This is a genomic window from Mycobacterium sp. NPDC051804, assembly GCF_044452905.1.
Classification (GTDB): Bacteria; Actinomycetota; Actinomycetes; order Mycobacteriales; family Mycobacteriaceae; genus Mycobacterium.
Window position 1 is genome coordinate 197,004 of the sequence record NZ_JBITCD010000004.1, and the last position, 25,369, is coordinate 222,372.

General features: G+C 64.5%; 29 protein-coding genes. 17 read left to right on the forward strand and 12 right to left on the reverse strand.

Features of this window, described 5'->3' with window-relative positions; translation table 11 throughout:
* Positions 1-4: 4 nt before the first annotated feature.
* Both ACIA48_RS16440 and ACIA48_RS16445 read right to left on the reverse strand, forming a co-directional pair.
* Positions 5-2,290 carry a hypothetical protein gene (locus ACIA48_RS16440; protein WP_396733411.1) on the reverse strand — a complete coding sequence of 762 codons (2,286 nt, stop codon included), beginning with the start codon at positions 2,288-2,290 and terminating at the stop codon, positions 5-7.
* A 3-nt stretch (positions 2,291-2,293) separates the two neighbouring features.
* A complete protein-coding gene (locus ACIA48_RS16445) occupies positions 2,294-2,608 on the reverse strand; it encodes a WXG100 family type VII secretion target (RefSeq protein WP_396733413.1) in 315 nt (104 codons plus the stop codon).
* Between the two features lie 286 nt (positions 2,609-2,894).
* On the opposite strand from ACIA48_RS16445, the gene ACIA48_RS16450 reads away from it, so the two are divergent.
* Together ACIA48_RS16450 and ACIA48_RS16455 are read left to right on the forward strand one after the other, a co-directional pair.
* Positions 2,895-3,107: a DUF3072 domain-containing protein gene (locus ACIA48_RS16450; protein WP_396733416.1), complete on the forward strand. Its 213-nt coding sequence runs from the start codon at positions 2,895-2,897 to the stop codon at positions 3,105-3,107.
* Positions 3,108-3,142: 35 nt separating this feature from the next.
* Positions 3,143-3,562, forward strand: a complete 420-nt coding sequence (locus ACIA48_RS16455; RefSeq protein ID WP_396733419.1) for a pyridoxamine 5'-phosphate oxidase family protein — start codon at positions 3,143-3,145, stop codon at positions 3,560-3,562.
* On the opposite strand, the gene ACIA48_RS16460 is transcribed toward ACIA48_RS16455, so the two are convergent.
* Positions 3,551-4,333 carry a hypothetical protein gene (locus tag ACIA48_RS16460; RefSeq protein WP_396733422.1) on the reverse strand — a complete coding sequence of 261 codons (783 nt, stop codon included), beginning with the start codon at positions 4,331-4,333 and terminating at the stop codon, positions 3,551-3,553. The two genes, ACIA48_RS16455 and ACIA48_RS16460, sit on opposite strands and share 12 nt — an antisense overlap.
* A 123-nt stretch (positions 4,334-4,456) precedes the next feature.
* Between ACIA48_RS16460 and ACIA48_RS16465 the strand changes: the two genes are divergently transcribed.
* A complete protein-coding gene (locus ACIA48_RS16465; protein ID WP_396733425.1) occupies positions 4,457-4,876 on the forward strand; it encodes a hypothetical protein in 420 nt (139 codons plus the stop codon).
* Between the two features lie 47 nt (positions 4,877-4,923).
* On the opposite strand, the gene ACIA48_RS16470 is transcribed toward ACIA48_RS16465, so the two are convergent.
* Positions 4,924-5,538, reverse strand: coding sequence for a DUF6636 domain-containing protein (locus ACIA48_RS16470; RefSeq protein WP_396733428.1), 615 nt, complete (start codon positions 5,536-5,538; stop codon positions 4,924-4,926).
* Between the two features lie 323 nt (positions 5,539-5,861).
* On the opposite strand from ACIA48_RS16470, the gene ACIA48_RS16475 reads away from it, so the two are divergent.
* Both ACIA48_RS16475 and ACIA48_RS16480 read left to right on the forward strand, forming a co-directional pair.
* Positions 5,862-6,461, forward strand: a complete 600-nt coding sequence (locus ACIA48_RS16475; protein ID WP_396733430.1) for a hypothetical protein — start codon at positions 5,862-5,864, stop codon at positions 6,459-6,461.
* 44 nt (positions 6,462-6,505) lie between these two features.
* The gene (locus ACIA48_RS16480; protein WP_396733432.1) at positions 6,506-7,714 is read left to right on the forward strand and encodes an NAD(P)/FAD-dependent oxidoreductase; all 1,209 of its coding nucleotides are present in this window, start codon (positions 6,506-6,508) and stop codon (positions 7,712-7,714) included.
* Positions 7,715-7,720: 6 nt separating this feature from the next.
* On the opposite strand, the gene ACIA48_RS16485 is transcribed toward ACIA48_RS16480, so the two are convergent.
* The gene (locus tag ACIA48_RS16485; protein ID WP_396733435.1) at positions 7,721-8,308 is read right to left on the reverse strand and encodes a TetR/AcrR family transcriptional regulator; all 588 of its coding nucleotides are present in this window, start codon (positions 8,306-8,308) and stop codon (positions 7,721-7,723) included.
* Positions 8,309-8,505: 197 nt separating this feature from the next.
* On the opposite strand from ACIA48_RS16485, the gene ACIA48_RS16490 reads away from it, so the two are divergent.
* Genes ACIA48_RS16490 through ACIA48_RS16515 form a run of 6 tightly spaced genes read left to right on the forward strand, consistent with a single transcriptional unit; the run spans position 8,506 to position 14,379 of the window.
* On the forward strand, positions 8,506-9,171 hold the full coding sequence (locus tag ACIA48_RS16490) for an HAD family hydrolase (protein WP_396733438.1): 666 nt from the start codon (positions 8,506-8,508) through the stop codon (positions 9,169-9,171).
* Positions 9,172-9,206: 35 nt separating this feature from the next.
* Entirely contained in the window at positions 9,207-10,415 is a 1,209-nt protein-coding gene (locus tag ACIA48_RS16495) for a sedoheptulose 7-phosphate cyclase (protein WP_396735022.1), read from the forward strand.
* Positions 10,408-11,232, forward strand: coding sequence for an O-methyltransferase (locus ACIA48_RS16500; RefSeq protein ID WP_396733440.1), 825 nt, complete (start codon positions 10,408-10,410; stop codon positions 11,230-11,232). The genes ACIA48_RS16495 and ACIA48_RS16500 overlap by 8 nt, the downstream gene beginning before the upstream one ends.
* On the forward strand, positions 11,229-12,569 hold the full coding sequence (locus tag ACIA48_RS16505; RefSeq protein ID WP_396733443.1) for an ATP-grasp domain-containing protein: 1,341 nt from the start codon (positions 11,229-11,231) through the stop codon (positions 12,567-12,569). Before ACIA48_RS16500 ends, ACIA48_RS16505 begins: the two co-directional genes overlap by 4 nt.
* Entirely contained in the window at positions 12,569-13,600 is a 1,032-nt protein-coding gene (locus tag ACIA48_RS16510) for a D-alanine--D-alanine ligase (RefSeq protein ID WP_396733445.1), read from the forward strand. The genes ACIA48_RS16505 and ACIA48_RS16510 overlap by 1 nt, the downstream gene beginning before the upstream one ends.
* The gene (locus ACIA48_RS16515) at positions 13,582-14,379 is read left to right on the forward strand and encodes a TauD/TfdA dioxygenase family protein (RefSeq protein ID WP_396733448.1); all 798 of its coding nucleotides are present in this window, start codon (positions 13,582-13,584) and stop codon (positions 14,377-14,379) included. The genes ACIA48_RS16510 and ACIA48_RS16515 overlap by 19 nt, the downstream gene beginning before the upstream one ends.
* Before the next feature lie 190 nt (positions 14,380-14,569).
* Here the strand turns inward: ACIA48_RS16515 and ACIA48_RS16520 are convergent, their stop codons facing one another.
* Positions 14,570-15,568, reverse strand: a complete 999-nt coding sequence (locus ACIA48_RS16520; RefSeq protein ID WP_396733450.1) for an AraC family transcriptional regulator — start codon at positions 15,566-15,568, stop codon at positions 14,570-14,572.
* Between the two features lie 82 nt (positions 15,569-15,650).
* Here ACIA48_RS16520 and ACIA48_RS16525 point away from each other — a divergent pair, with 82 nt between their 5' ends.
* Complete coding sequence (locus ACIA48_RS16525; RefSeq protein WP_396733452.1) at positions 15,651-16,397, forward strand: alpha/beta hydrolase; 747 nt, start codon at positions 15,651-15,653, stop codon at positions 16,395-16,397.
* 29 nt (positions 16,398-16,426) lie between these two features.
* On the forward strand, positions 16,427-16,642 hold the full coding sequence (locus ACIA48_RS16530; RefSeq protein WP_396733454.1) for a hypothetical protein: 216 nt from the start codon (positions 16,427-16,429) through the stop codon (positions 16,640-16,642).
* Between the two features lie 4 nt (positions 16,643-16,646).
* Here ACIA48_RS16530 and ACIA48_RS16535 read toward each other — a convergent pair whose 3' ends face one another.
* Genes ACIA48_RS16535 through ACIA48_RS16555 form a run of 5 tightly spaced genes read right to left on the reverse strand, consistent with a single transcriptional unit; the run spans position 16,647 to position 20,411 of the window.
* Positions 16,647-17,522, reverse strand: a complete 876-nt coding sequence (locus tag ACIA48_RS16535; RefSeq protein WP_396733457.1) for a hypothetical protein — start codon at positions 17,520-17,522, stop codon at positions 16,647-16,649.
* Positions 17,523-17,573: 51 nt separating this feature from the next.
* Positions 17,574-18,098 carry a hemerythrin domain-containing protein gene (locus ACIA48_RS16540; protein WP_396733460.1) on the reverse strand — a complete coding sequence of 175 codons (525 nt, stop codon included), beginning with the start codon at positions 18,096-18,098 and terminating at the stop codon, positions 17,574-17,576.
* Between the two features lie 12 nt (positions 18,099-18,110).
* A complete protein-coding gene (locus tag ACIA48_RS16545) occupies positions 18,111-18,995 on the reverse strand; it encodes a sucrase ferredoxin (RefSeq protein ID WP_396733463.1) in 885 nt (294 codons plus the stop codon).
* Positions 18,996-18,997: 2 nt separating this feature from the next.
* Positions 18,998-20,209 carry a cupin domain-containing protein gene (locus tag ACIA48_RS16550; RefSeq protein WP_396735025.1) on the reverse strand — a complete coding sequence of 404 codons (1,212 nt, stop codon included), beginning with the start codon at positions 20,207-20,209 and terminating at the stop codon, positions 18,998-19,000.
* 7 nt (positions 20,210-20,216) lie between these two features.
* On the reverse strand, positions 20,217-20,411 hold the full coding sequence (locus ACIA48_RS16555) for a hypothetical protein (protein ID WP_396733466.1): 195 nt from the start codon (positions 20,409-20,411) through the stop codon (positions 20,217-20,219).
* Here ACIA48_RS16555 and ACIA48_RS16560 point away from each other — a divergent pair.
* Positions 20,410-21,381 carry an endonuclease/exonuclease/phosphatase family protein gene (locus ACIA48_RS16560; RefSeq protein ID WP_396733469.1) on the forward strand — a complete coding sequence of 324 codons (972 nt, stop codon included), beginning with the start codon at positions 20,410-20,412 and terminating at the stop codon, positions 21,379-21,381. The genes ACIA48_RS16555 and ACIA48_RS16560 overlap by 2 nt on opposite strands.
* A gap of 168 nt (positions 21,382-21,549) precedes the next feature.
* On the opposite strand, the gene ACIA48_RS16565 is transcribed toward ACIA48_RS16560, so the two are convergent.
* Positions 21,550-21,855 carry a hypothetical protein gene (locus ACIA48_RS16565; protein WP_396733472.1) on the reverse strand — a complete coding sequence of 102 codons (306 nt, stop codon included), beginning with the start codon at positions 21,853-21,855 and terminating at the stop codon, positions 21,550-21,552.
* Between the two features lie 107 nt (positions 21,856-21,962).
* Here ACIA48_RS16565 and ACIA48_RS16570 point away from each other — a divergent pair, with 107 nt between their 5' ends.
* The 3 genes from ACIA48_RS16570 to ACIA48_RS16580 all read left to right on the forward strand — a co-directional run bounded on the left by ACIA48_RS16570 (position 21,963) and on the right by ACIA48_RS16580 (position 24,170).
* Positions 21,963-22,631: a DsbA family protein gene (locus tag ACIA48_RS16570; protein ID WP_396733475.1), complete on the forward strand. Its 669-nt coding sequence runs from the start codon at positions 21,963-21,965 to the stop codon at positions 22,629-22,631.
* Between the two features lie 370 nt (positions 22,632-23,001).
* Entirely contained in the window at positions 23,002-23,586 is a 585-nt protein-coding gene (locus tag ACIA48_RS16575) for a hypothetical protein (RefSeq protein WP_396733478.1), read from the forward strand.
* Positions 23,587-23,732: 146 nt separating this feature from the next.
* Positions 23,733-24,170, forward strand: coding sequence for a hypothetical protein (locus ACIA48_RS16580; protein ID WP_396733480.1), 438 nt, complete (start codon positions 23,733-23,735; stop codon positions 24,168-24,170).
* The last annotated feature ends 1,199 nt before the right edge of the window (positions 24,171-25,369 follow it).

The window sequence follows — 25,369 nt, forward strand, 5'->3', positions numbered from 1 at the left end:
CTCGCTATCCTCCCGTGTGCCCCGTCGGCGTGGGGAGCGCGTCCCGGTAGGCGTCCTCGTAGTCCTCGATGCCTGCCTTCACGGTCGGGTCGATTCCCATGAAGTAGTCCGTGAACGCGGAACGGAAGTCGCCGAACTCGTCCTGCTTGATGGGCTTGAGTTGATTGGTCTCGGGGTCGATCAGGTCGAATTCGCCGAAGACGGACGGATCGCCGAGGTTGGCGTCGATCAGTCGCTGCGCCACCGCGTACTGCATCATTTCGGAACTCTGCTGGGCGATGTAGGTCGGGTCGGCGCCTGCGGGCGCGTCGCCGACGAAGATCTGGTGCAGCGGATCGCCGGGAACCTTATCGCTCCAATCCAGAATCGTCGAGACGCCTGGGATCTCCCCACCGATCGTCTTGGCGACGTCAAACCACATGCCGCGGCTCTCGTAGGCCAATACGTCCTGCAGGTTGCCGTACGCGATCGCGTCGTTGTCGGCGATGTTCGCCGCGGAATCGATGACGCCACGCAACGTACCGGCTGACTGCAGATCGCCGGTGTTGACCGTGCCGCCGTCGATGATGGACTGCTCGAAATTGGCTTGGTACTGCAGGCCGTTGAGATACGCCTGGCTGTTGAGGGTGGTGGCGGCGTCCGCATTGCTGTCGATCACGGCGAACAGATCGCGCATGACCGGCATCTCCGGGTTCTTCATGTCATCCAGCGGGCGGAAACCCTGGCTGTCGTCCAGCGAATTACCGAGCATGTCGTCGATGTAGGGCCTGTTTGCCTCCGCGAGTGCCTGGGTGAGCTCGGGATTGAGCTGGCCGACCGACTGCCCGTCAGTGCCGGGGATGTCGAGCAATTTCGGCGTGTTGTCGCCGCCGATATATGAGTCGACCGCATGCATGATCTGACCGGCGCGCGTCGCCTGTTCCACCTGGGTGGGGTCGGTGAGGTCGGTCGGGACAGCGCCGGTGCCGTTGAGCAGGGTTCCGGCCGCGGCGCCGTCGTCCGCCCACTGATGGGTGAACAGATCTTCGATGAACGCGTCGTTGTTCGGCCGCCCGCCGGCGCCGACGAGCTCGCTGTGCACGGCCATCTGGTCGCGTCCGGCCGCGCTGAGCATGTCCTGCACCGCCGGGTCGATGCGTTGCTGTGTCCATTCGACGTTCTCGGACCACGGGTAATACGGCGGGTTGTGCGTGCCGTGCAGGACCTCTTCCGACTTGTCCAGCAGGGCCTTGTCCAGCGCCGTCCCATGCTGCAGGTTGGCGTCGCCCGCACTCACGATCGCCGCGATGTCGCGGTAGTTGTTCAGTTCGGGGAACGGATTCTCGTAGTCGGGCATCTCGATGGTCGGATTGCCCTGCTCGTTGGTGCCTTGTGTCGGCACGGCAATCCCACGTGTCGGCCGCTCGAAGGTTTCGCGGATACCCGACGGCAGGTTCGCCATGCCGCCCTGCGTTGGCACGCCTTGCCCGGGGTCGCCGGCGGTGGTGATGTTCTCGTTGCCGAGCAGCTGCAGCGCGTCGGTGACGGCGCCACCGTTCTGGCCGTTGGCGTTCATCTGGTCGATCATCGAGCGAATCTCGGCCGGGGTCTTGCCATCCAGCGACCGCGAAAGATTGTTGAGGTACTCCATCTGGCTCGTCGGCAGCACCAGATCGCCGCGCACCAACGCCTCCTGCTGCTCGGGCGTGAGATTGGTGTTCTCCTCGAGGCGCGCCATTTCCTCCGGCGTGAGTTGCCCGTCTTGCAGTGACTGTCCGTCGTTGGTGCCCTGCTCGCCGGGAAGCGCGGGGTCACCTCCGGTCGCGGCGGTCAGCACCCGCGCCAAGTCGGCGTCCGCTTCTTCGGCGGCGGCCAGCACGGCCACCATCTTGTTCTCGACCTCTTCGGTCTTCTTGATGAGATCGTTGATGTCTTCTTCCGACCACCCGGTGGTGTCGGGCGGGATCACCGAGTTGGTGGCCAGGTCGATCTGAACGTGTGGCGCGGCGTTGGCGTAGTCGAGCAGGCTCTGCAGGTCGTTCTTGACCTTGCGGACATCGGCGGCGGCTTTCCCCGCGCCCATAGCGACGAGGAAAGCTTCCTTCTGTGACAGCGACAGCGTGGTGGCCGATTGATTGATCGCCTGCTGTGCGGCTTCGCCGGCTTCGCCCTTCCACGTCCCGAACACCGACAGGTTGCGCAGGGTTTCCGCCGTCTCACCGCTGGTGCGGGCACGCTGCGCCGCAGCCTGCGACACTTCGTCGATCTGCTCGGGTTGCCAACTCTGAACGTCGGCAAGCGTTATCCCCACGGATTACAGCCCCAGGTCCGTACCCGCGTTTTCGATCTCGGTGGCCCCTTGGTTGTCGGTGCTGACGTAGTTCGCGGCGGCTGACTTGAAACCTTCGACGTGCGCGATGAGTTCGTTGTAGTGCCGGGTGGAGTCTTCCTCCCACTTCGTCGACAGCTTGGCGAGCGCGTCCCCGCTCGTCCCGATCCACCCGGCTTGGGCGGTACCGATGCGCTCCTGCGCGACGCCATGGTCGGCTCGCAGGCCGTCGGCAGCCACGTCGACATGGTCGGCGGCCATCTTCACCTCGACCGGATCGACCCGCAAGTCCTTGCCCATGTACTACAACCCCACCCTCGCGATAGCAGCATTCGTGTTTGCTGAAACATTACCATCGGTCTGAGCACCCCCTGTACGCCAATTTTCACGCGGCCGAGGGCCTTGGCCGTTAGCTGCTGTTCAGGTGGGTTCAGCTGGCCACTTCTCGGAAGAATTTCAGCCAGCCGGGCGGTTAGGACCCTCATTTTGCCACGATGCGCGCAGATGCACGCGATATACGGCGTTTGCTGACAGACGAGGAGTTGGAACAGGTTTCGAACGCATGTGCGATGGCAACTCTGCGGTCATGACCAATGACACTCAACAAGCCCCGCTGGAGAACGCCGAGAAGGATACGTCGGAATGGGTGACGGGCGATGAGCCCATGACCGGACCTCAGCGCAGTTACCTGAATACTCTCGGCCAGGAGGCCGGGCGGGACATCCCCGACGATCTGACCAAGGCGCAGGCGTCCGAGCTCATCGACGAGTTGCAGCAGCAGACCGGGCGCGCTAGTTAGGGAATGCGCTTCGACCCGACACGGTTTGGCCGTATATGGCCAAGATGAGCAGTGATGACCGCGAGAAGTTTCTGTCCGATCTCCACGTCGGCGTGGTCGCGGTCGAACGCAAGGACCGCGCCCCGTTGAGCGTGCCCATCTGGTACGGGTACGAGCCCGGTGGCGACGTGTTGTTGTGGACTGAGTCCGACTCGGTGAAGCACAAGCTGATTCGCGCCGCCGGCCGGTTCTCGATCACCGCGCAGGACGAGCAGCCGCCGTACAAGTACGTGACCGCCGAGGGCGACGTGACCGAGATCGGGCCGGCTGCTGACGCGGAGGTGCGTCAGATCGCGGTCCGTTACCTCGGCGAGGAGGCGGGCAATCAGTTCACCGACGCCAACCTGACGTCGACGTCCGTGCTCATCCGTATGCGCCCGCAGCGGTGGTTGAGTTTCGACTACTCAGACGAGTGACTGTCGGCGGCGTCGCAGCGCGGTAGCCGTCGCGATGACGACGAGCGCGACGGCGATTGAAGCCGTCACCGACAAGAACACGCTGTCGCGGTCGGCCGCACCGATGACGATGGCGACCAGGGCCCACACGACGCCGATCGTGTAGCCGAGCGTGCCTCGCAGCATCGTCGTCAGTATCAGTGCGCTGAGGGTGGCGGCGGCCAGCACGACGAACTGCCATCCGGCGGCCGAGGCGGAAACGCCGCTATTGATAAGTGCCGCGGCGACATTCGCGAAGACGGCGATGCTGCTCCATCCAAGATAGAGACCGAACGTCACCGTCGTCAGGACCGCGACCCACGGTGGACAGGTCAGATCATGGCGACGTCGCACGAGCAACCGCATGATGTGGATGAGCGCGGACACCATCGCGGCGAAGACGGCGACACTGACCCACAGCCAGTCCTGCGCGGCCACCATCAACCAGACGCTGAATCCGACGAACGCGACGCTGGTGTCGATGAGGACGCTCGTCTCCCACCACGAGCCCAATCCGTAGCGCAGGATCGCCAGCGCCGTCGCCGCACTCAGCAGGGTGATCAGACCCCACAGGCTGAAGGCGTAACCGGCGGGTGTGATGAGCGCCTGGTTGGTCGCGCCGGACTTCAAGAAATCGGGCGCCACGGCGTTCGCGACCAGTGGCGCGACGAGCTGGGTGAGTGCCAGGGCCGCGGCGATCCACCTCCATGACCGCACCGACGGGGCACTGCTGTGTACCTGTGCAGTGGTCAACGGTCTCCTCTCATGTGCGTCATTACGTATTCGGAACCAGAGCCACCGCGGATCGGCACATGCGCATGCGCGTAAAGGCGCACAATCACCGAGACGACGACGCCGCCTCGGTAGGGGGAAGCCATGAAACGACGATCGGCCGCAGTCCTGGGGGTGGCCGCGACGGTCGTGGCGGTTGGGGTTGCGCCGGCGGCCTCAGCGCAGCCCGGCACCTATAACCCCGTGGCCCAATACCTGCGCACGGCCGGCAATGTGCGCTGCGTGGTGACCAAGGAAGCGGCCGCATGTGAACGGCCCGGAGGATTCGTCGGTGCCCCGGCCGGGCAACCCGTCGCGTCGGTGGCCGCCGACGGCACGTTCAGTTGGGTCGAGGGCGGCATCGGGCCGACGTCTGGTGAAGAGGTGACGATGGTCAACCCGCAGCCCTATCGGTACCACGGCTGGGGCCTGCTGCTGACGATCGAGGGCACGCGTCTGACGAACATCAAGAGCGTCCACGGCATGAACGTCTCCATCGACGGGACGACCGTCACGCCGTACTGATCGGGCCGTCAACGTCCGCCTCGACGGACACGACGTCGGCCATGGGATCAGCCGACTTGATACAGGTCGCGCGACACGTTGAAGAAGTGTCCGGTGTCGTTGTCCAGACACAGGATTCCGGAGACTTGGCTATTGCAAGAGATGGAGCCGAAGATGGCGACCTTGCCGTAGTCGAGGGTGGCCTGCGGCTCAGGAAGGTTCTGGCCGTAACAGCTGAACACGGCGGGGCTGTCCTCGGTGAGTTCGACCCGGTCGCCCCAGTTCAGTTGGCAGTCGGGGGACCGCGGCGGAGCTTGCCATGCGTGTTGGACGACCTCGCAGCGGACGGTGTTGCGACCGTCAGAGTCGAACATCGTGCAGCGGATATTGCCCGACGGCGACTGGAACGGCCCGGTGATCGGCTCGACGTTCACGCCCGGACGACCTTCGGGCGGAGTGATCGTCACCGTGGCAGGTGATGGGGCGGTGACGGTCACCGTCGAAGGGGGTGCGGCGGTTGCGGTCACTGTCTCGGGTGCCGGTGTTGACGTCGGGGACGCGCTGGTTTCCGCTGGAGCTTCATCCGACGACGAACAGGCGGCCGTCGCGACTGCGAGCGCGAAGCACGCGATCACGCCGACTCGGCGCAACATCGGTTGTTGGCGGTACGCGCTGTTCGTCATGTCACCGGTTCCCCTCCGTCGATTGATCTTGACCAGTGTCGCCTGTGACGCGACTTGTGTCCTGGATTGGGCCGAGGGCGCATGAAGTGGATGGCGGGCGCTGAAGCTGGGCTCAGCGACGCACTTGACGGATGTCACATCGTTGCTGAGATTTGATGTACGCCACTCTCAGCAGTGGCACTACCCGTGTGTGCACTACCCGAATTGCCTGGATAGTGCAGTTGCAAACCGTGATCTCAACGGCAAGGGAAGATCGTAGTAGATCACGCCTCGGCAGTTGTAGTTTGCTACGCGCTCGGGCGTGTCGGTAGCCTCCCCGTCCGATGGGAAGACACGCATTGCCGAAAACGCGGAAACGGTCGCCGATGGCGGTCGCCGCGGGCGTCGCCATCGCCACGTTGTTTGTCGTCGGCGCAGACGCGTATCCGCATATGGACGGCGATGTCCTCTGCTGCGAGACGGTGGTGGCTTCTAAACCGGCAGCAGTGCCCCCGACTGCGGCGCACCCGGTCCCCCCGCCCACCTTGCCCATCGGTGTTGCGCAGGAGCAGGGACTGCAGGTCGACACGATCTTGGCGGCCCGCGCGGTGAGCGCGGCGTTTCCCGAGATCCTGAACATCGGCGGGGTCCGCCCGGATTCCTTGAAATGGCATCCGCACGGGATGGCCATTGACGTGATGATTCCGAACGCGCGCACGCCGGCCGGGAAAGCGCTCGGCGACAGCGTTCTGGCGTATGTCCTGGCGAATGCGAAGCGCTTCGACCTGAATCACGTGATCTGGCGGCAGACCATCTACAAGCCCGACGGCTCGCAGAGAGCGATGTCGGATCGCGGCGGCGACACCGCGAATCACTACGACCACGTTCACATCGCCACGGACGGCGGGGGATACCCGCGGGACGGGCAAACCTACCTCCGTTAGTTCGACAACCGATTGGCGGGCCGCGAACCGGGTAGTGCTCAGCCATGGATGTCACACCGGAGCACAGCGGAGATTCGTTCGACGTCCTGATCGTGGGCGGCGGCAACGCCGGGCTCAGCGTGGCGGCTCGTCTGCTGCGACGCGGAGTCGTCAAGGTCGGCGTGATGGAACCGCTTGCGGTGCATACGTATCGCCCACTCCTGTCCTATGTCGGCGGTGGTCAGGCGTCACGAAGCAGCGCCGAACGCACACAGGAGTCAGTGACCCCGGACGAATGCACATGGCTGCAGGACTCTGCCGTCGGCGTGGACGCCGAATCGCAGACGGTGCGATGCAGAAGTGGCCGCGTCTACAGGTATGCCGACCTGGTTCTCGCGCCTGGACTCGTCCCCGATGAGGACGACCTGGCCGACGTCTTCACGGCCGTCGACAGCGAAGCAGTGGCAAGCAACTATCTCGACCACGCCGAAAAGACATGGCAACTGGTCGAGTCCATGACGGACGGGCACGCGGTGTTCACGGTGCCGCGGCCGCCGGTGAGTTGCACGGGCACCACGCTCAAGCCGTTGTTCCTCGCGGCGGCGTATTGGTCGCGGACGGAGCGTCTAGACGACATCGACATCACGCTGATCGTCGATAGGCCGGACCTGCTGGGCGTCGCGGAAATCGACGACCGGCTGCGGCGCTATCTCAACGAGATCGGCGTACAGGTGCTGAACAACGCCACCGTCACCGGTGTGCACACCGCGGAGCGGAAGCTGGCGGTCCGGGTGGGGGACGGTGTCGAGCAGAAACTGCAGTATGACCTGTTGCATCTCGTCCCGCCGTTTCGCGGACCTCGATGGATCGAGGCGTCGGGCCTGGCCGATGCCGACGCGCACGGAGTGGTGGACATTGACCCGAAGACCTTCAGGCATCGGGTTCACGCCAACGTGTGGGCGCTAGGTGACGCGGCGAACGTGGGCACGGACCCGTCGGGCGGAGCGATACGACGCCAATCGGCGATCCTGGTCGACAACCTGATGGCGGCACGCCACGGTGGCCGGTTCAAGGAGTACGACGGCTATACGGTGGCGCCGATTGCGACCGACACGAACCGGCTGATGTTCGGCGAGTTCGACCGGACGGGGGCGCTCACGAGTTCGTTGCCGTCGTTCGTCGATCCGCTGAAACCGCGTTGGTCGGCATGGGCGTTCGACCGTTACGGTCTGCCGCAGATGTACTGGAATCTCATCCTCAAAGGGCGGCTCTGACGCCGGTCAGCGCGACCGCTTGCGCTTGGAAGCCCGCAACACCACGTCGACGGCCGCCTCGATGACGTCGTCGTCCGGCACCGAACCGAACATCATTGTGGGACAAGCGACCACACCGGCGAGCATGGAGATCGCTGCCTCCAACTCCGCGCCACTGAAGGCCTCGGCGAGCATGCCCCGGATCGGCTTCTGGCCGTCGGTGTTGATCTGATCGCGCACGCGCGCCATCTCGTCGACTGACGCCCACTGCGCCATAACGGCCAAGATTTGGTCGAGTCGGTAATCGAGGACCACCCCGCGGAACACCTTGAGCTCGCCGATGAGGTCTGCGCGCAGGTTGCCCGTCGGCTCCTGGTGCGGCATATCGCCGATCGCGTCGAGCGCCAGCAGGATGAGATCGACCCGCGACGGCCAATGCGTGTAGAGCGTCGTTTTCGAGTAGCCGGCGAGCTCCGCGACGTGACCGTGCGTCAAGGCATCCGAGCCCTCGTCCGTCAGCACTTTCAGCGCGACACGCGAGACGTCGGCCCTGGTTCGGGCTACCCGCGCATCCTGCGCAGCGTCGCCAGAGGCGAAGCGCTCGGCAGGAGTCACGGCGATGCCCTTTCTCAATGGCCCTTGACACTGGCCTAGAAGTTATCTAATGAACGGAATGTCCAATATTGGAAAAATTAATCATAACTGAACGTTTAGGCCATTAGTGGACCGGGGATCCAGCGCCAAGAGGGCGGGTCGCGGAGGGCTCGCATCGCAGAACGTCATCGACGCTGAGTCAACGAAAGGCCGTATCCATGTCCGCAATCCTGTTCGGATCCATCAGCACGCTCGCCGACACCTCGGAGCTGCAACGCCGCGCCTTCAACGAGGCGTTCGCCGCGCACGGCCTCAACTGGCAGTGGTCGCGTGACGACTACCGGGAGATGCTGGGATCCAACGGCGGCGCGCAGCGCATCGCCGACCATGCCGCCTCGTGCGGTGACGACGTCGATGCCGCGGAAGTCCACGCCGCCAAGTCGGCGATCTTTCAAGAGCTGCTCGGCACGCAGCAGATGACGGCGCGCCCGGGTGTCGCCGAGACGATCAAGCGGGCCCGCGAGGGCGGGCACAAGGTCGGCCTCGTCACGACCACCTCGCGCGAGAACGTCGCCGCACTACTCGATGCCCTGCGGGGCGAGATCGACCCCGGCGACTTCGACATCGTGGTCGACAAGTCGGCGGTCGAGGACCCGAAGCCCGCGCCGTCGGCGTATCTCTACGCGCTGAGCGAGCTCGGCGTCGACGCGGCGGACGCGGTCGCGATCGAGGACAACGAAGGCGGACTCAAAGCCGCTGTTGACGCGGGCATCGCCTGTGTGGCGTTTCCGAATGAGAACACCGCAGGAGGCGACTTCGGCGACGCCACCGAGACCGTCGACTCCATTGACCTCGACCGTCTGTCCGAGCTGGCCAACGCCTGACCGCCCCGAGAGCCGAGGAGAACATCGTGAGCAACATGCAGGCACGAGTCACCAGCGACGACAAGGCCTTTCACGTCGAGGGTTACGAGAAGATCGAGTACGACCTCGTCTACGTCGACGGCATCTTCCACCCCGCTCAGTACGAGCTCGCAGACTGCTACCGCCCGTACGGACGAGCGCTGATGGTCGTCGACGAGACGGTCTACGAGCTCTACCGGGACCGCATTCACACCTATTTCGACTGCCACGGTATCGCGCTCACGGTAGTGCCGGTCCAGATCCGCGAGACGGCGAAGTCACTGGATACGTTCGAGCGGATCGTCACTGAGTTCGACGCCTATGGCCTGGTGCGCACTGAGCCGGTACTCGTCGTCGGCGGCGGATTGACTACAGACGTAGCGGGTTTCGCGTGTGCGAGCTACCGGCGCAACACGCCCTATATCCGGATCCCGACCACGCTGATCGGGCTCATCGATGCGAGCGTGTCGATCAAGGTCGCGGTGAATCACGGCAAGAACAAGAACCGTCTCGGTGCGTACCACGCGTCGCAGAAGGTGTTCCTCGACTTCTCGTTTCTCGCCACGCTGCCTACCGATCAGGTGCGCAATGGCATGGCGGAGCTGATCAAGATCGCCGTGGTTGGCAACGAGAACATCTTCACTCTGCTGGAGACGTATGGTCCGGAGCTGCTGCGTACCCGGTTCGGTCATCTCGACGGGTCGAAGGAGCTGCGAAGTGTCGGGCACCGGCTGACGTATCAGGCCATCGCGACGATGCTTGACTTGGAGGCCCCGAACCTGCATGAGATCGACCTCGACCGCGTCATCGCCTTCGGTCATACCTGGAGTCCCACACTGGAACTCACGCCACCGACGCCGTTCTTCCACGGTCATGCCATCAACATCGACATGGCGCTGTCGGTGACGCTGGCCGAGCAGCGCGGGCTGCTGTCGACCGCCGACCGCGATCGGGTCCTGGGTGTCATGAGTTCTCTGGGCCTGGCTCTCGACAGCGAGCATCTCACGCCCGATTTACTCAGCAGTGCGACCGCCGCGATCCTCAAGACCCGCGACGGCCGACTGCGGGCCGCAGCCCCCGACCCCATCGGACAGTGCACCTTCCTCAACGACGTCACCATCGAAGAGCTCACTGACACACTGACTTTGCACAAGAAGCTGTGCCTGGAGTTCGACCGCGGCGGAGACGGCGTCGACATGTTCGCGCCAGAACCTGCTCATGTTTGACGTCGATCGGCGAGAAGGGGTAGCCGGACGTCCGGTGACCCCGACGACCATCCTCGCCGCCGAGTTGTGCGACATCTACGCCGAATTGGATGCTTGGGGTGGCGCGCCTCTACAGCTGCTCAATCGACTTCAGCATGCGCGGGACCTCGCTGACGGTCTGGACTTCTATCTGCATCGCCGCACGACGCCGGAGTCGCCTGCGCTGGCACGTCTCGCGCAGCGCACGATGGACGCCGACTGGGCGGCGCGGTCTAGCGGGGCGTTGGAGCAGGAGATGCTGTGCGGCCACGTCGAAGGACAGGTGCTCAATTTCTTGGTGCGGCTGTCGGGCGCTCGGCGGGTGCTGGAGATCGGAATGTTCACCGGCTATTCGGCGTTGGCGATGGCCGAAGCGGTGCCTGCGGACGGTGTCGTGCTGGCATGTGAGGTCGATGCCGACGTGGCGGCGTTCGCGCGCAGCTGCTTCGACGATTCTCCGGCCGGGGACCGCATCACCGTCGAGGTCGGTCCGGCGATGGACACGCTGCAACGTCTGGCAGCGGCCGGTGATTCGTTCGACTTCGTCTTCATCGACGCGGACAAGGCGGGCTATCTCGGGTATCTCGACCTGCTGCTGGACAGCACGTTGCTGGCACCGGACGCGGTGATCGCGGTGGACAACACGTTGCTGCAGGGCCAGTCGTACACCGGTGTCGGGGTGACCGCGAACGGCCAGGCGATCGCATCGTTCAACAAGGCGGTGGCCGACGACCCGCGGGTCGAGCAGGTGATGCTGCCGCTTCGGGACGGGTTGACCTTGATCCGGCGGGCGACGTGACCGCGACTTTCCTCCCCACGATCCCAGCGCCGCCCGCGACGACGAAACCGGCCTTCGGACGTACGCTGGCGGCGCTGGCCGGGCTGTGCCTGGTCGCGCCGGTCAATCTTGCTGTTGTCCTGGTGGCACTCGCCACACGGAAGGCTTTGCCCCGCAGCGCAACCGGCGCACCGCGCACGGTCCTGATCAGCGGCGGCAAGATGACGAAGGCGCTGCAGCTGGCGCGGTCGTTCTACACCGCGGGCCATCGGGTGGTGCTGGTCGAGTCGAAGAAGTACCGGTTCACCGGTCACCGGTTCTCACGCGCCGTCGACCGGTTCTACGTGGTGCCGGAGTGCACGGCTCCGGGATACGCCAGGGCGCTGCTCGACATCGTCCGCCGCGAGAAGGTCGACGTCTACGTGCCGGTGTGCAGCCCGGCGGCGAGCGTGCCGGACGCCGAGGCGCGGGCGCTGCTGGACGAGGTGTGCGAGGTCGTGCACGCTCACAGGACAGAGGTGCGGCTGGTCGATGACAAAGTCGAGTTCTCTCGCATCGCACGATCGTTCGGCTTGCGGGTGCCGGACTTCCGCCGCATCACCGATCCGGCGCAGATCGACGAGTTCGACTTCCCGCCGGGCCGCGACTACATCCTGAAGCGCATCGCGTACAACCCGGTGGGCCGCATGGATCTCACGCGACTGTCCGCCGAAACCCGTTCGCGCAACGCCGAGTTCGCCCGCAGCCTCGACATGTCGGCCGACGATCCGTGGATTCTGCAGGAGTTCATCGAGGGCGACGAGTACTGCACGCACGGCACCGTGCGTAACGGGCGACTGCAGGTGTACGGGTGCTGCGAGTCGTCGGCGTTTCAGATCAACTACGAGCACGTCGACAAGCCGGAGATTCGGCAGTGGGTCGAACGTTTCGTCGGTGCGCTGGGTGTGACGGGTCAGCTGTCGTTCGACTTCATCGAGGCTGACGACGGGCACGCGTATGCGATCGAGTGCAATCCGCGCACGCACTCGGCGATCACGATGTTCTACGACCATCCAGCGGTCGCCGAGGCCTACCTGCAGGACGGCCACGCATTGATCACGCCGACGCCGGCGTCGCGGCCGACGTACTGGCTGTATCACGAGGTGTGGCGGCTGCTCACGGAACCGAACAGGAGGGCGCGGCTGCGGACGATCCTTCGCGGGACCGACGCGATCCTCACGCGGTGGGATCCGTTGCCGTTCTTTGCGGTTCATCACGTACAGATGCCGTCGCTGCTGTGGCAGAACCTGCGCCGGCGGCACAGCTGGACACGGATGGACTTCAACATCGGCAAGTTGGTCGAGACGGGCGGCGACTAGTGGCCCGGACCGTCCTGCACCTCGTCGGCTCGTCAGTCGACGCGTTTCACGCCGAGCTGTCGGCGTTGTATGCGCGGGGGTGTCTCGCAGCGTTGGGCGACCGCTACGACCATCGCGTGGCGTACGTGTCGCCGGGCGGGAAGTGGCAGTTTCCTCTGGACCTGACACCGGCCGCGCTTGCCGACGCTCCGCTCGTGGAGACCGCGGCGGCTGTCGCATATCTCGAACAGCTGGACGTGAGTGTCGCTGTGCCGCAGATGTTCTGCCTACCCGGCATGACGTCGTATCGTTCGTTGCTGTACGCCTTGGACATTCCGTTCATCGGCAATCCCGCGTCCGTGATGGCGATCGCCGCGGACAAGGCCCGAACCCGCGAGGTCGTCGCCGCGGCAGGTGTCCGCGTGCCGGAGGGGCGCGTGGTGCATGACGAGACGCCCGTGGACCTTGCGCTGCCGGTCGTGGTGAAGCCGGTCGCGGAGGACAACTCGGTCGGCGTGACGCTGGTCCGTGAGACATCGGACTATCGCGGCGCGGTACGCGACGCGCTGACGCATGGCGATGCCGCCCTCGTCGAGTCGTATGTCGAGTTGGGCCGGGAAGTGCGGTGCGGCACCGTCGTTCGCGATGGCGAACTCGACTGCTTGCCGCTGGAGGAGTATGCGGTCGACAGCGTCCGCCAGAAAGCGGACAAGCTTGCGCGCCACGACGACGGCTCACTGTATCTGGTGGCCAAGGACGACGAGCGCGCGTGGATCGTCGACTGCGAGGATCCGATCACCCAGCGGGTGTGGGACGTCGCGTGTGGCGCCCATGAGGCGCTGGGGTGTAGGCACTACAGCCTGTTCGACTTCCGGATCGATCCGAACGGTGAGCCGTGGTTCCTGGAGGCGGGGCTGTACTGCTCATTCGCGCCGACGAGCGTGATCGCGGTGATGGCCGCGGCGGCAGGCATACCGGTCGAGCAGTTGTTCGCGGACACGGTCGCCGAACTGGACCATGAGAGGAGCGTCGAATGCACTACACCCCGTTAGAACCGTGCGGCGCCGTGGTGAAGGGTGTGCACGTTGACGCGCTCCGGCAGGCTCATGTCGACATACTGCAGCGGTTGCTCGCCGAGCATGGTGTGCTGATTTTCCGCGAACAGCACATCGACGACGCTGCGTTCACACGGTTCCTGCGCAGCTTCGGCGAGCTGATGTTCACGACGGGGGAGACACCGGTCGACGGGCACCCGGACCTCAACGTGGTGAGCAACGTCGGCCGCGAGACGCCGCCGCGCTCCAATTTCCACGTCGACACGAGCTACGTCCGCACGCCGCCGGCGTACACGGCGTTGCGCGCCGTGGACGTACCGGAGCTTGGGGGGCAGACGCTGTTCTCCAACCAATATCGGGCCTACGAGCGGCTGCCGAACGACATCCGCCGAGACGTTGGGACGCGCTCGATCAAGCACGTCGTCACCGGTGTGGAGCTGGGTGAGGACGACGAGAAGGCCGCGGTGCACCCCGTCGTGCGCAAGCATCCGGTCTCGGCTCGTCGCGCTCTGTACCTGAGTTCTCCGGCACGATGTGCGACTGTCAGCGGCCTGACGCCCGAGGATGGACGGGCGCTGGTCGAGCATTTGGTCGACCATTGCACACGAGACGAGAACGTCCTGCGTCACGAGTGGATGCCGGGAGACGTCGTTATGTGGGACAACCGCTGCGTGATGCACAAAGCAGACCACACCGGTGTCGTCGGCCGGCGGGTGCTGCATCGAGGCATGGTGGCGGACATCGACCGAACTTGTCGGTCGGATGGTCCAGAATGACAGACGAAGCCCCCGAGGCTCATACGACGACGCCGCGCTGTTGGACGTCGGGCGCTTCGGGGGCTTCGCTGGGACGTCTGCCATCAATAGTGTTGGCTGATGGCAGCAGGGCCCCTGAAGTCTGTGCCCTCGCTGTCGGACGATCAAACTATTTCGAATTCAAACGTCACATCTCGGACGGCGGTCGCTCCTATACCAACACTCCCGACCGGCACTGCCTCGGTGTCCTGCCGAACCAGCGTCGGCACGACCGGTTCAACGCGCTCTGTTCGGCATACCCGAGCAGCCCGGCGATTTGTGACAGATGCAGGTCCGGCTCCGCGAAGTAGCGTGTGGCCTGCGCTCGGCGCTCGCGGTCGATGATGTCTTGGCAACGGGTGCCCTCGTCTCCCAGCCGCCGTTGCAGCGTCCGCGGATGCATGGCGAGCTCGCGGGCGATCGCTTCCGCGGTGCACTGCCCGGTGGGTAACAGTCGACGCGCCAGCTCGGCCACCCGGTCGGACAATGTCGAGCTGACCGGAAGGTATGTCGCCTCGAGGTATTCGGTGGCGATGCGATGTGTCTGCGGATCGGCGTTCTCGTTGCGACGGGCGGCCAGCTCCGCCGACAGCTCGAAGGAACACGGCTGCCCGAAGTGCACCGGGCAGCCCAGTGCGTCACGGTAGGCGGCGTCGTTGCCCTGCTGAGGGTGCGGAAACGAGACGGCGTCCAGACGCGCTGACGGCCCGCCGAGCATGCGGACGATCTGCGCGGCGATGCCCATGCTCAGCTCGTATCCCTGGATGTAAGGAACGCCCGGCTCGGCCATTTCGAACATGAACTCGACGCCGCCATCGTCGCGTGGCCGGGCGGCCAGCGTCAGCGCGGGGGTATGGATGTAGAGGAAGCGTTCGACGGCTTCGATGCCGCTGAGCACCGTCGACGCGCTGCGCGCGATCACCGCAATGGGCCCGATGATGTGCAGGCCTTGGCGGCCCGAGAGGCGCAACCCGAAGTCGGGGCAATTCAGCTCCTTGGCGGTGGCTTCGAGTATCTGGATGAACGACGCGAAAGGGATGAACGCGTCCTCCTGGCGCTCGGTGCCCGACGGGATGCCGAAGCGGTCCAGAAATACTGCCGGGTCTGCCCCGAGCTCGCGTACGAGGCCGGGATAGCCCCACATCGCCGTGGCCCGGATCAGGTTGCCCATCATCCCTCCCTTGTCGGGAAATGGTAAAAACTTGTCGTCTCGTGTCAAGACCCGGGGGCGTGCCGACAGACATTCTCTATGCATGACGGAACACATGCGGAGGATTCGTCATGAGATCGTGCGGGCGGCACTGAGGGAGTGTCGCCCGCCACTAACTTCGCACCGGATCTCGGTGCGCGCCCTCACCGCGTTGACGCGACCCGTCGACGGTCTGCAGTGGCAGCGAGAGGTCATCGGCGGGGTGCCGGTGGAGCGGACAGTGAGCGTCGGCGCCAACGCAACGCTGATCTACCTGCATGGTGGGGCGTACGGGCTGGGCAGTGCGCACGGCTATCGGGGTGTCGTCGGCAGGCTGGCCGAGGCGGCGTGGATGGCGGCCGTGATGCCGGACTACTCGATGGTGTCGGAGGCGGTGGCGCTCGAGGAGATGGTCGAGGTGTACACGGCGCTTTTGACGGCCGGGATGGACCCTCGAACGACGGTGATTGCGGGTGATTCTGCGGGCGGCGGGCTGGCGCTGGCGCTGGCGATGACGTTGCGGGACAGAGGAATCGCGCTGCCGGCGGCATTGGGTTTGATCCGCCCGAGGGTGGATCTGGCGCTCGTAGGCGGAAACTTCGCGGGTCTGCCGCCGATTGTGGTGCAGAGCGCGGGCGAGGATCCGCTGCTGGTCGGCGGCGCGGCGGTCGATGTCGAGCATCAGCAGCTCGATGGGCTGTGGCACGACATCCACTTGCACACGGGTGTGCGGGTCGAGGCGGACTTTGCGCTGGCCGAGCTCGGTGCGCGGTTGCGCGCGCACGTGCAGGACCGGGTGGAAACGACGTAAATCCCCCGCGGGGCGTACAACGGTGACATATGAGATATGCGCTCGGTGCCCTGTATCTGGCGGGCTGGTTGACGACGACGTTCCTGCTGCTGCGCAGCGGCGCGTTCGCCGACGAGAGTCGCCGCAAGCACCGCGCGATCGCCGGGATCGTCGGCGCGGTGTGCGCGTTCGCGCTGGCGGCGGTATGGCCGATTTCGGGTTGGGTGCTGCCGTTCCTGCGCTCCGCGATGGACGACGACGGCTGATCACTCAGGAGGGCGACGTGCTGAAGTCAACGACGAACCGTTGTTTAGGGTCGGCAGGGTCCACAGCACAGTTGAGTTCCCTGCCGACAACCAGATTGGGCACTTCGGCGGGCGGTACCGGTTGTTGGATGCGGCCTGTCACCGGACGCCGGTCGGGCAACCGAAGCTCCACTTTCAACGCGTAGTAGGGGTAGTCGAGGAACTCCGGTCGGCTCGGCGTGAGGCCTTGGCTGCGCATGGTTGCTCCGGTGTCGCGGAACGACTTCAGAACTCCGCGGACCCGCTGACCCGACTCGAGTAGCTCGGCGGCCGATACGTCGGGTCGTCCGGCGGCGACCGATACGTCGGGTCGTTCGCCGGCGTCGGGTGCAGTGCGCGATTGGCGCTTCATCGCCCGGGTACTGATTGCCCCACCGAAGAACGCCAGGCCCAAGAAGATCCAGAGCAGCAATTTGTAGTGATTGCCGTGGCCAAACGACAGGCGCGGACTCACGGACGGATTGTCCGTCCCGTTCGTGGTGATGGTGTAGTCGCCGGCAACGAAGATGTGGGCCGCTTTCACCTGGCGGTGCGCATCGTTGTCGCCGGCGAAGGTTGCCCCGAGATCTTCGCTCACGGTGGGTTGCGGGGCTCCGCCCGGTGCAGTGATGACCAGTTCGAGGTCTTGGGGGAGCGGCATTTGCTTTTCGTCGTCTTGCACGTCCGGCATGTTGGCGTGGAAGCTGATCATCACGTCGCCCTCGGGCAGGTGCAGACGTTCGGAGCCGGGGATGGGCACCTCGCCGTAGGCCTTGTAGTCATCGCTCAAGGCGGCCAGCAGCCCGAACGCGATGGCACCCAAGACCCCAACGACCGGGAGCAGTATCCAGACCCTGTGCACACATGAATCATGTCCCCGTCGGGCACCCCGTCGAGGACTTTTCGACTGCTCTCAGGAGTGCTTGGCGATGTAGTCGTCGGCGTCCTTGTCGCGGTTGTCGACGTTGATCGTCGTCTCGCGATCGGCATAGAACCGCAGCCACTTCAGCGCCAACTCGTGCCGCAGGTCCAGCGAGGCGCTCTTGATGAAGTCCGGCATCGCCTCGCGTTCTTCCTCGTCGAGGTGTTCGCCGTTCTGCTTGCGAGCTTCGAAAACGGCGTCGAACCATTCCTCGGTACCCGGCTTGTGTTGGCGTGAGCGACGAATCGCGTCGCGGATCGCGTTGTGGTCGGTGATGGCGTCCTCGGTTTCGTCCTCCGGGTCACCCTCGGGATTGCCGCGGTCCTCGCTGCCGCCGTGTTTGAGTAGCGCCGGGTAGAACACGGCCTCCTCGGCTTCGGCGTGGACATCGAGGCGGTCGCCGAGGGCATCCCAGATCGCGGCGAGCTCGGCGTCGGACTTCGCGTCGTCGAGTAGGAAGAATTGACGACGAAACCAGTCGTGGTCGGCGTAGACCAACTCGATGATGTCCGCCATAAGACAGTCTCCTCAGTCCGACGAGATGGACACTAATTCGAACGTGCGCACCGCACCCAAGACCGAGGCGCGGCACATGGTCTGTAGCGGCTCCGACATCTTCTCCGCGAGAACGACTTTCACGGAGCCCTCGTCGGTCCGGAGTTCGACACGGATTTGGTGCTCCGTGTGTTCAACCTTCAGTGGCGACAGGGCGTGGATGCGGTCCTCGCCCAGGGACTCGCGCACGAAATATTGTGCGGCTTGCACCGGGTGGGGCAGGCTCGTGCGTCCGCGCAGGTATGTGTGGTCGAGTCGACCGTCGAGGTATTTGGTCACCAGGCCGGCGGAGTCGGTCGAGTCGACACGGCCGTAGCACAGGCCCTCGGGCAGGATCAGCATGGTGGCGGCGAACCGATCACCACCCAAGTGCGAACACTCCCAAGTGAATTCGGGGTATTCGGCCGCGATGGCTGACGCGGCGCTCCGTCCGCGCACGGCGCAGCACTGGTCGTGCTTGCCGTGCGCGCAGATCGCGACGAGTGGGCCGTCTACAGGCTCCCCGTCCGAGCCGTCCAAAGCGATGTCCAGGTATCCGCGAACGTCGTCGACCTCGCCGGCGTAGAGCGCCTCACTGCCCTCCTCGCAATGCGCGATGAACCATCGAAAGCGCGGCGCCTCATCCCGGCGTCCAGGTCGGCGGATCGCGGTGACCCGAAGGCGCTCGGCTTCGATGCGGCGGCAGATGCTGCGGCCGAGTTCGCGCTCGACGAGGCCGGGAGAGTCGAGGAATGCCGATGGCCCCCAGCCGCCGGACAATTCGAGCATCGCCCAGGCCTTTCCTGCACCTGCCGTCCCGTAGATGGGGTCTTTGCGCGCCAGCGATTGGTCGCTGCACGGTGTGCGCTTGGGACTCATCCTTAGGTTGTACCGTCCTCGACGACGACGGCCTCGCGTAATAGGCGGCGGATGAGCACCGTTGAGTCGGCGTGGTCGAGGCCCGGCAGTGTCTCTGCGTCCGCGACGAGTCCGTGTTGCAGCGCCTCGAGCGCGGGGGTGCACGAGTTGGGAAAGGTGATAGTCCGATCCGGTAGCCGCAGGCGAACCTTTTCGCCGAGGGGTTTCAGCGTGCCGATCAGTCCGTGGCGCCATCGCACTCGTAGTGCGTCGGCGGCGTCCATGGCTGTGAGCGTGGCAAGGGGCCGGACCGCGACGGGCCGGGTTCGCTCGGCGTGACGATCCGACAACTGGGCGGCTGCCTTATCGCTGAGGTCGGCGGCGCGATCCCGTAGGGCGTCGGTGAGCTGCGCCATGACTTTGGTTGTGGTCGAGGCCATTTCGCTGCGGTCGGTGGCGTCGATGCCCATGGGGAGGGATTTCCGGAACTCCTCGTCGGCGGTGAGCGAGTCGACGACCGCGCGTACCACGTCGAGGTATGTCAGCGCAGAGACGCCGATTGTCATGTGGATGGACGTGGTGTCCAGGGATCGCGCGGAGTGCACCCAGCCGCGGGGTAGATACAGCGCGTCGCCCGGTTTCAGGACGGTGTCGATGGTCGGGGTTTCGCGGACGCGCGCGGCGATCGCATCGCGGTGCTCGGTCCACGGCTGCGAGTCCAGCGGGTGTTGGTGCACGGGTTCGTGCACCGTCCAGCGCTTTTCGCCGGCGGCTTGCAGGACGAAGACGTCGTGGACGTCGTAGTGGTGCTCGAATCCCTGGGCGTTGGGCGGGGTGATGTAGGCGTTGGCCTGCGCGGGGTAGCCGAGGTCGTCGGTGAGGCCGCGCACGAAGTCGATGAGCGGGGGCCACAGGCGGTGCAGGCCTTGGAGGACGATGGTCGCGCCGGCGGCGAATTCGGCGAGCACCTTGGCCGAGTCGACCTGGTCGGGCATCTCGGCGCCGAAGCCGGCCGGTCCGGTGTAGCAGCTGCGGGCCAGGACGTCGCCGGTCTTGGCCATCCGGATGAAGGGCGCGCGCACCCCGCGCTCAGCGATCAGCTCGTCGACCGCGGTGGGTGAGAGGAGATCGCTGAAGTCGCGGGGTAGCGCGGTGGCGCGGCTGAGCAGGGGTTTGCGACCCCAGTAGTCGGCGGCGAATGCACCGGTATCGGTGGCAACGCACCGGCTCAGCATGGTCGCCTCAGGCGGTTCCGTCGGCACCGCCGTCGTGACCCTCGGGGTTGGAGCCGCCGTCGGCAGTGCCCTCGCCGCCCTTTTCGTCGTCCGCGGTTCCGTCGGCGCCGCCGTCGTGGCCTTCGGGGTTGGAGCCGCCGTCAGCCGTACCTTCGCCGCCGCCGCCGCCTGCTGTCGTCATGTCGTCATCGTCGAGTGCCATGAGGTTTCCTTTCTTGGGCTGCAATCACGCACTTCGGGGGTTCACCCGAGATGGGCTGCCCAAACGCCGCAGCGGCGGCAATTTCCTCGTCAGTGCGGGCCATCAGGATGTGATCGACGAGCTGCAGCGTCGGGAAGTTCTGCTACGTGGGTGGTGCGATCATTCTCCAATGACAGCGCAATTGACTGTAATGACGCTGAACATCTGGAACGTTTATCGATGGGATGAGCGGCGAGACGCTGTCGTGGAGTGGATCAACGAGGTAGCGCCCGACCTTCTTGCCTTGCAAGAGGTGGTCCGGTTCGACGGGCTTTGTCAGGCGTCGTGGATCGCCGAGAGGACGGGCATGGCTGCCGCCTTCGGCGCAGCCGGTGAATACTCGGGCGCCGAATTCGGCAACGCCGTGCTGAGCCGGTTTCCGATCTCCGGGTCGTCGTCTCAACGTTTACAGGAGGGATCGGGCGACGACGTAGCGCGATGCATCGTGACAGCGCAAGTCGATGCCTGCGGACGGGCAGTTTCGTTCTCCTCGACGCACCTGTCGTATCGATTCGACGACGGATTCGTCCGTGAGCGACAGGTACAGCAGATCGCCGAGTTCGTGAGCCAGCCTTCGGGCGACTTTCCTCCCGTCGTCTGCGGCGATTTCAACGCCGAACCGACATCGACAGAAGTGCGCTTCCTCAAAGGTCTGCATGCCCTCGACGGCAGAAGTTTTCACCTCTGGGATGCGTTCGAGCTCGTCCACCCCGATCAGTTCGGCTATACGTGGAGCAACGCCAACACGTTCGCCGCCGAAGAGCAGGACCCCGATCGGCGAATCGACTACATCTTCGTGGGAGCTCACACCGCCGACGGCGCCGGTCGTGTTCTGGACGCCCGGCTGGTGTGCGATCAGCCGCGTCACGGGGTGTGGCCGAGCGATCATCTCGGCGTGGCCGCGGTGCTCAGCTGCCCGCCACGTCAGTAGTACTTCATCGCTGCTAGCTCGTCGCGGGCGGTGGGGTCCGGCGGGTTCCCAAGCCTGAGCGGGCGGCCGGAATCTTCAACCGCGGACTGACCGCGGCGCGTGGTCTAGTCGCGCGTGGCAGTGGCTGCCTGCGAGCGCCGTGTGCCTGTCGCACCCCGGGTGGACGAATCAGCGGCGAGCGTTGAGCGGGTCCTGGGCGTCGCTCGCGGCAGAAGTGCGAGTGAGCTGACCGTCTGGTTCGACGTGCACGGTGCCGTCCACATGGGCGCCCGGCAGGTCGGGCATCTCATGGCGATTACCTGCCGAGTCTCGGCGGAGGAACCACACCCATACGCCCACCGATGTCGCCCCGGCCGCGATCACCGTCGGCCACGCCAAGGCCTGAGCGAGCCAGATGCGCCGCTGGACCTTGACGATCCGTTGTTCTGCGCGCCGGAGCCGGGTCAGCTTGTTCATGCCCGCCGGGATGCCCACGACGGACCCGTGGAAAACCAGCGGCGAAGAGCCGCGAGCATTTGCCGCCGGATGGGAGGCCCGATGCGGTGGTGAAGACAAGTTGAGAGCGGTTAATGATGGAACCCATGGATAGACGACGGGTGAACTGGACGGTGCGTGCCTTTGCGGCGGTCCTTGGCGTGCTTGCGGCACTACTGATGAGCGGACCGACCACAGGGATTGCTCACGCGGCCGTTGCGGCACCGGCGGGTGATGTCATCGCGATCGGCGACCCGCACGCACTCGGAGTGGTCGATCTCTACGTGGATCCGATGTGCCCGTACAGCGGGCAGATGGTGCAGGAGCAGGGCGACGAAATCGGTCGGCGCATCGAGGACGGCCGGCTTCGCGTGAACCTTCGATTCGTGGATTTCCTCGATAGGTACTCGGCGAGCAAGACGTACGACATTCGAGCGATTTATGCGGCGTTCGTGGTGGCGGATCAGTCGCGGTCAAGCGACATTGCGTGGCGGTTCGTCCAGCAGATTTTCTCGGCAGAGCAGCAGCCGGAGGAAGGTGGAGCGACGGATCTCGACAACAATCAGCTTGCCGAGTTGGCCAACCGTGTCGGCGCTTCGCCGCCCGCGCAAGATCTGATCAGGCTCGGCCTGCCGATCGGTTTCGACGCCCGCCCAATTGCGGCCAATAACCTCGCATTGCTTCGCAAGTTTCCGGAGCCCGGCGTCCCGACCGTCGTGATCAATGGTGTGCCTGTCGACGGGAACACGGAATGGCTCGACCAACTGCCCGGCTGACACGCGGTCCGCTTGCGCATCTTCCGACCCAACGAGGTGAACTCCAAGATGGTCCGGGTGGCGACTGTCGCGACAGACCGAGCATACGACCGGTGGCCTTGGTCTCCGACAGCATCAACACACTGTCGACGTAGGGCTGGATCGTCGTGGCGTTCTGCACGACATTGAACCCAGTTGCTTCTTGATTCGAGGCAAAGCCCGTACCACTCGCTGTTGAAACAGGTGTGGCCGGGAGATCAGTCTCAAGTCCGGTTGATGTACGGAAATGGCCGTTTCCTGCATGAGCCTGTGGGGGAATGCCGCAAGGTGGAGTGGAGGACCTGGTGCGTCTGCAGCTGATGGCAGACCGCTAGAGCGAGAGGGGTGGGTGATGGCCACGATCAAGCTGGCCGATGGACAGGTTGTGGAGCTGACGCCGCAGGAACTGGCTGAGTACGCTGCCGCCCTAAAGAAGCAGCCTAAGAGTGAAGTAGAGCAACCGAAGCCGCGACGTCGCCGTCGGCCGAACCCCCTGGGTAAGCGTGGCGCCAGGCTGGAGGAGGTCGACTGCATCCATCCCACGACGGACGTTAACGACATCTGTCTGCAATGCGGCGCGTACGTACCAGAGCCGAGCACCGGCCCGCGGGCGGCGGCCGTTCGGGGTCGCAGTAGCAGTAGGCGGAGACCAAGGCCTCGCCAGGTCGCGCAGAAATCGTTTACGTGGGCGTCCGAGATGAAGGACCACGCTAAGCCCGTCATCGAGCGCCCGCTATACAACACGCTTAATACCCTCATCCAGCACCGTGATCCGATGAAGCGAGATGTCATAGCCGACAGGCTTCGTATCGTTCCCGAGGCTGCTGGCGAGAGGTTGCAGGAGCTCAAACGTCTCGGTCTGGCGAGGTGCGTGGGCAAATCATGGACCGTGACTCCTGAAGCGCGGGATTTGTTCCACAGGATCCGCGTGGCGTAGTGGTGCAAAGCGACCTGATGTCCTGCGAAACTTGGTAACTACCACCGCAAGTACGACTACACACGCTCGTGTCGTCTTCTCACAACTTAAAAGAAGCCATACGCCGAACGGCGCAAGGGGGGCAGTTGTCAAACCGAAACCCGTTGATGGTTGAGATCGAGCAGATTCTTGTTAGCCATCCACGCACGCGCTTCGCCAAGGTCCTAATTGGAATGAGGCGCGGACTCACCGACGCCGAGATGGCGCAGGAGGCCCATGCTGCTCGGGAATCGATACGCGTCGACAGCATCACTTCTGTCCGCAAGCTCGTGAGCCTCACGCTAAGCGACGAACTCGTCACTGCACCAACGTGGGCAGAGGAACAGGCCAACCTTTACCGCGAGTTACTTAACTACCCGCGTACTCCAGCGCTGCATCAGCACATCATTACTCGCCTGACCCAACTGCGGGCGATCGGCCCAAACGTCAGGATGACGCCACTCGGCGATGTCCGCCTCGGAGCCAACGACCAGCAGCAGCGACCAGAAAGGCAAGGGCAGCAATGTGATAAGTGCTTCATGGTCCATGTCGGCGAATGCCTGTAGACGCCGAACAGCGTTGACCTGAACGGATTATTCGCCGGAGCATGCAATGAAGTACCAGCTATACGACTCGTCGGCCTTGCTGTTGCATTGCCGGCGTTCGCGGAGTCCGGCGGCTTCGACACTCTGCTGACTGTTGGCGATTGACCACAATATTTGGAGAGCGTGAACGCGCGGTCATTGCGCCTGACGCCGGACGTGATCGTTACTCAGACGGGTAAGTAGCACAAGTCGCCGCTGCCGCTAGTCGTCGCGGAGAATATGCGAGCCTTGTTTGGTGGCGTGAAGTGTCGGGGCTGTCCGATCGATGAGACAACTACCTCAAGCCAACTTCCGTCGTTGTTCAGTGAGATCACGAATCGTTCGAGGTCAAATCGATCAACCATCAATCCACCGGTGGCCCATGGCATATGTGCTGTCGATCGCAAGTATTCATCTCAATAGCCGAGGAATAATTTGACGCACTGGTAATAGGCGCTGCGATCGAAGGTGGAGTGAGGCTTGATCGGGGCCGATACTATTTGCTGGTATGGAACCGCCGCATTATTATTACGTACGGGATAAGCCTTCTTCAGCGGCGCATCACTGGGACTACTTGGGTGAGCGATCGGACCAAGCCCTGTGCGGGCACGGTTACGAAGATCCGATCACCTTAGGTGAAATAGCCAGACCTCGTGCGGTCTGTCGTGCGTGCCAGGCTCTACTGCCCAAGTACGAATCCGTTTGGTGGCGCTCTCAGGCCGAGGATGCCGTTGCTGCTCTTGAGAGCATGCGCGCCCGTTTAGAGAGATTGCAAGCGCACGCAGACAACCAGCGCGATCAGCTACGCAATCTACAGAACGCCAGGCGTTCCGCGAAGGAGAGGAAGTCCAGTTCGCCCGGAAGGCCAGTCCGACTCTCACCTCGGGTCACTCAGCCGTCAAAAAAGAAGCGCTCACGTCAGCCTCCACCGATCAGAGTTGTGCGAGGCGGTGCGCCTGGACTCGGGAAACGGAGATAGTTGATAGGCGCAGGGCCAAATATTGCGCCCGGTCGCCACCATCCGACCAGCAACGACAACGCAAATCGAGTGCTGAAGCCTACCGGATCCCGCGCGGCGGCCTCCACGCCCAAATCCCCGAATGAAGATCTTGGCTCGCCAGTCGGGCCTGTCACGGAGTTCAACCACGGCCTCAAACAGTGCGTGCACCTGATACGCACGG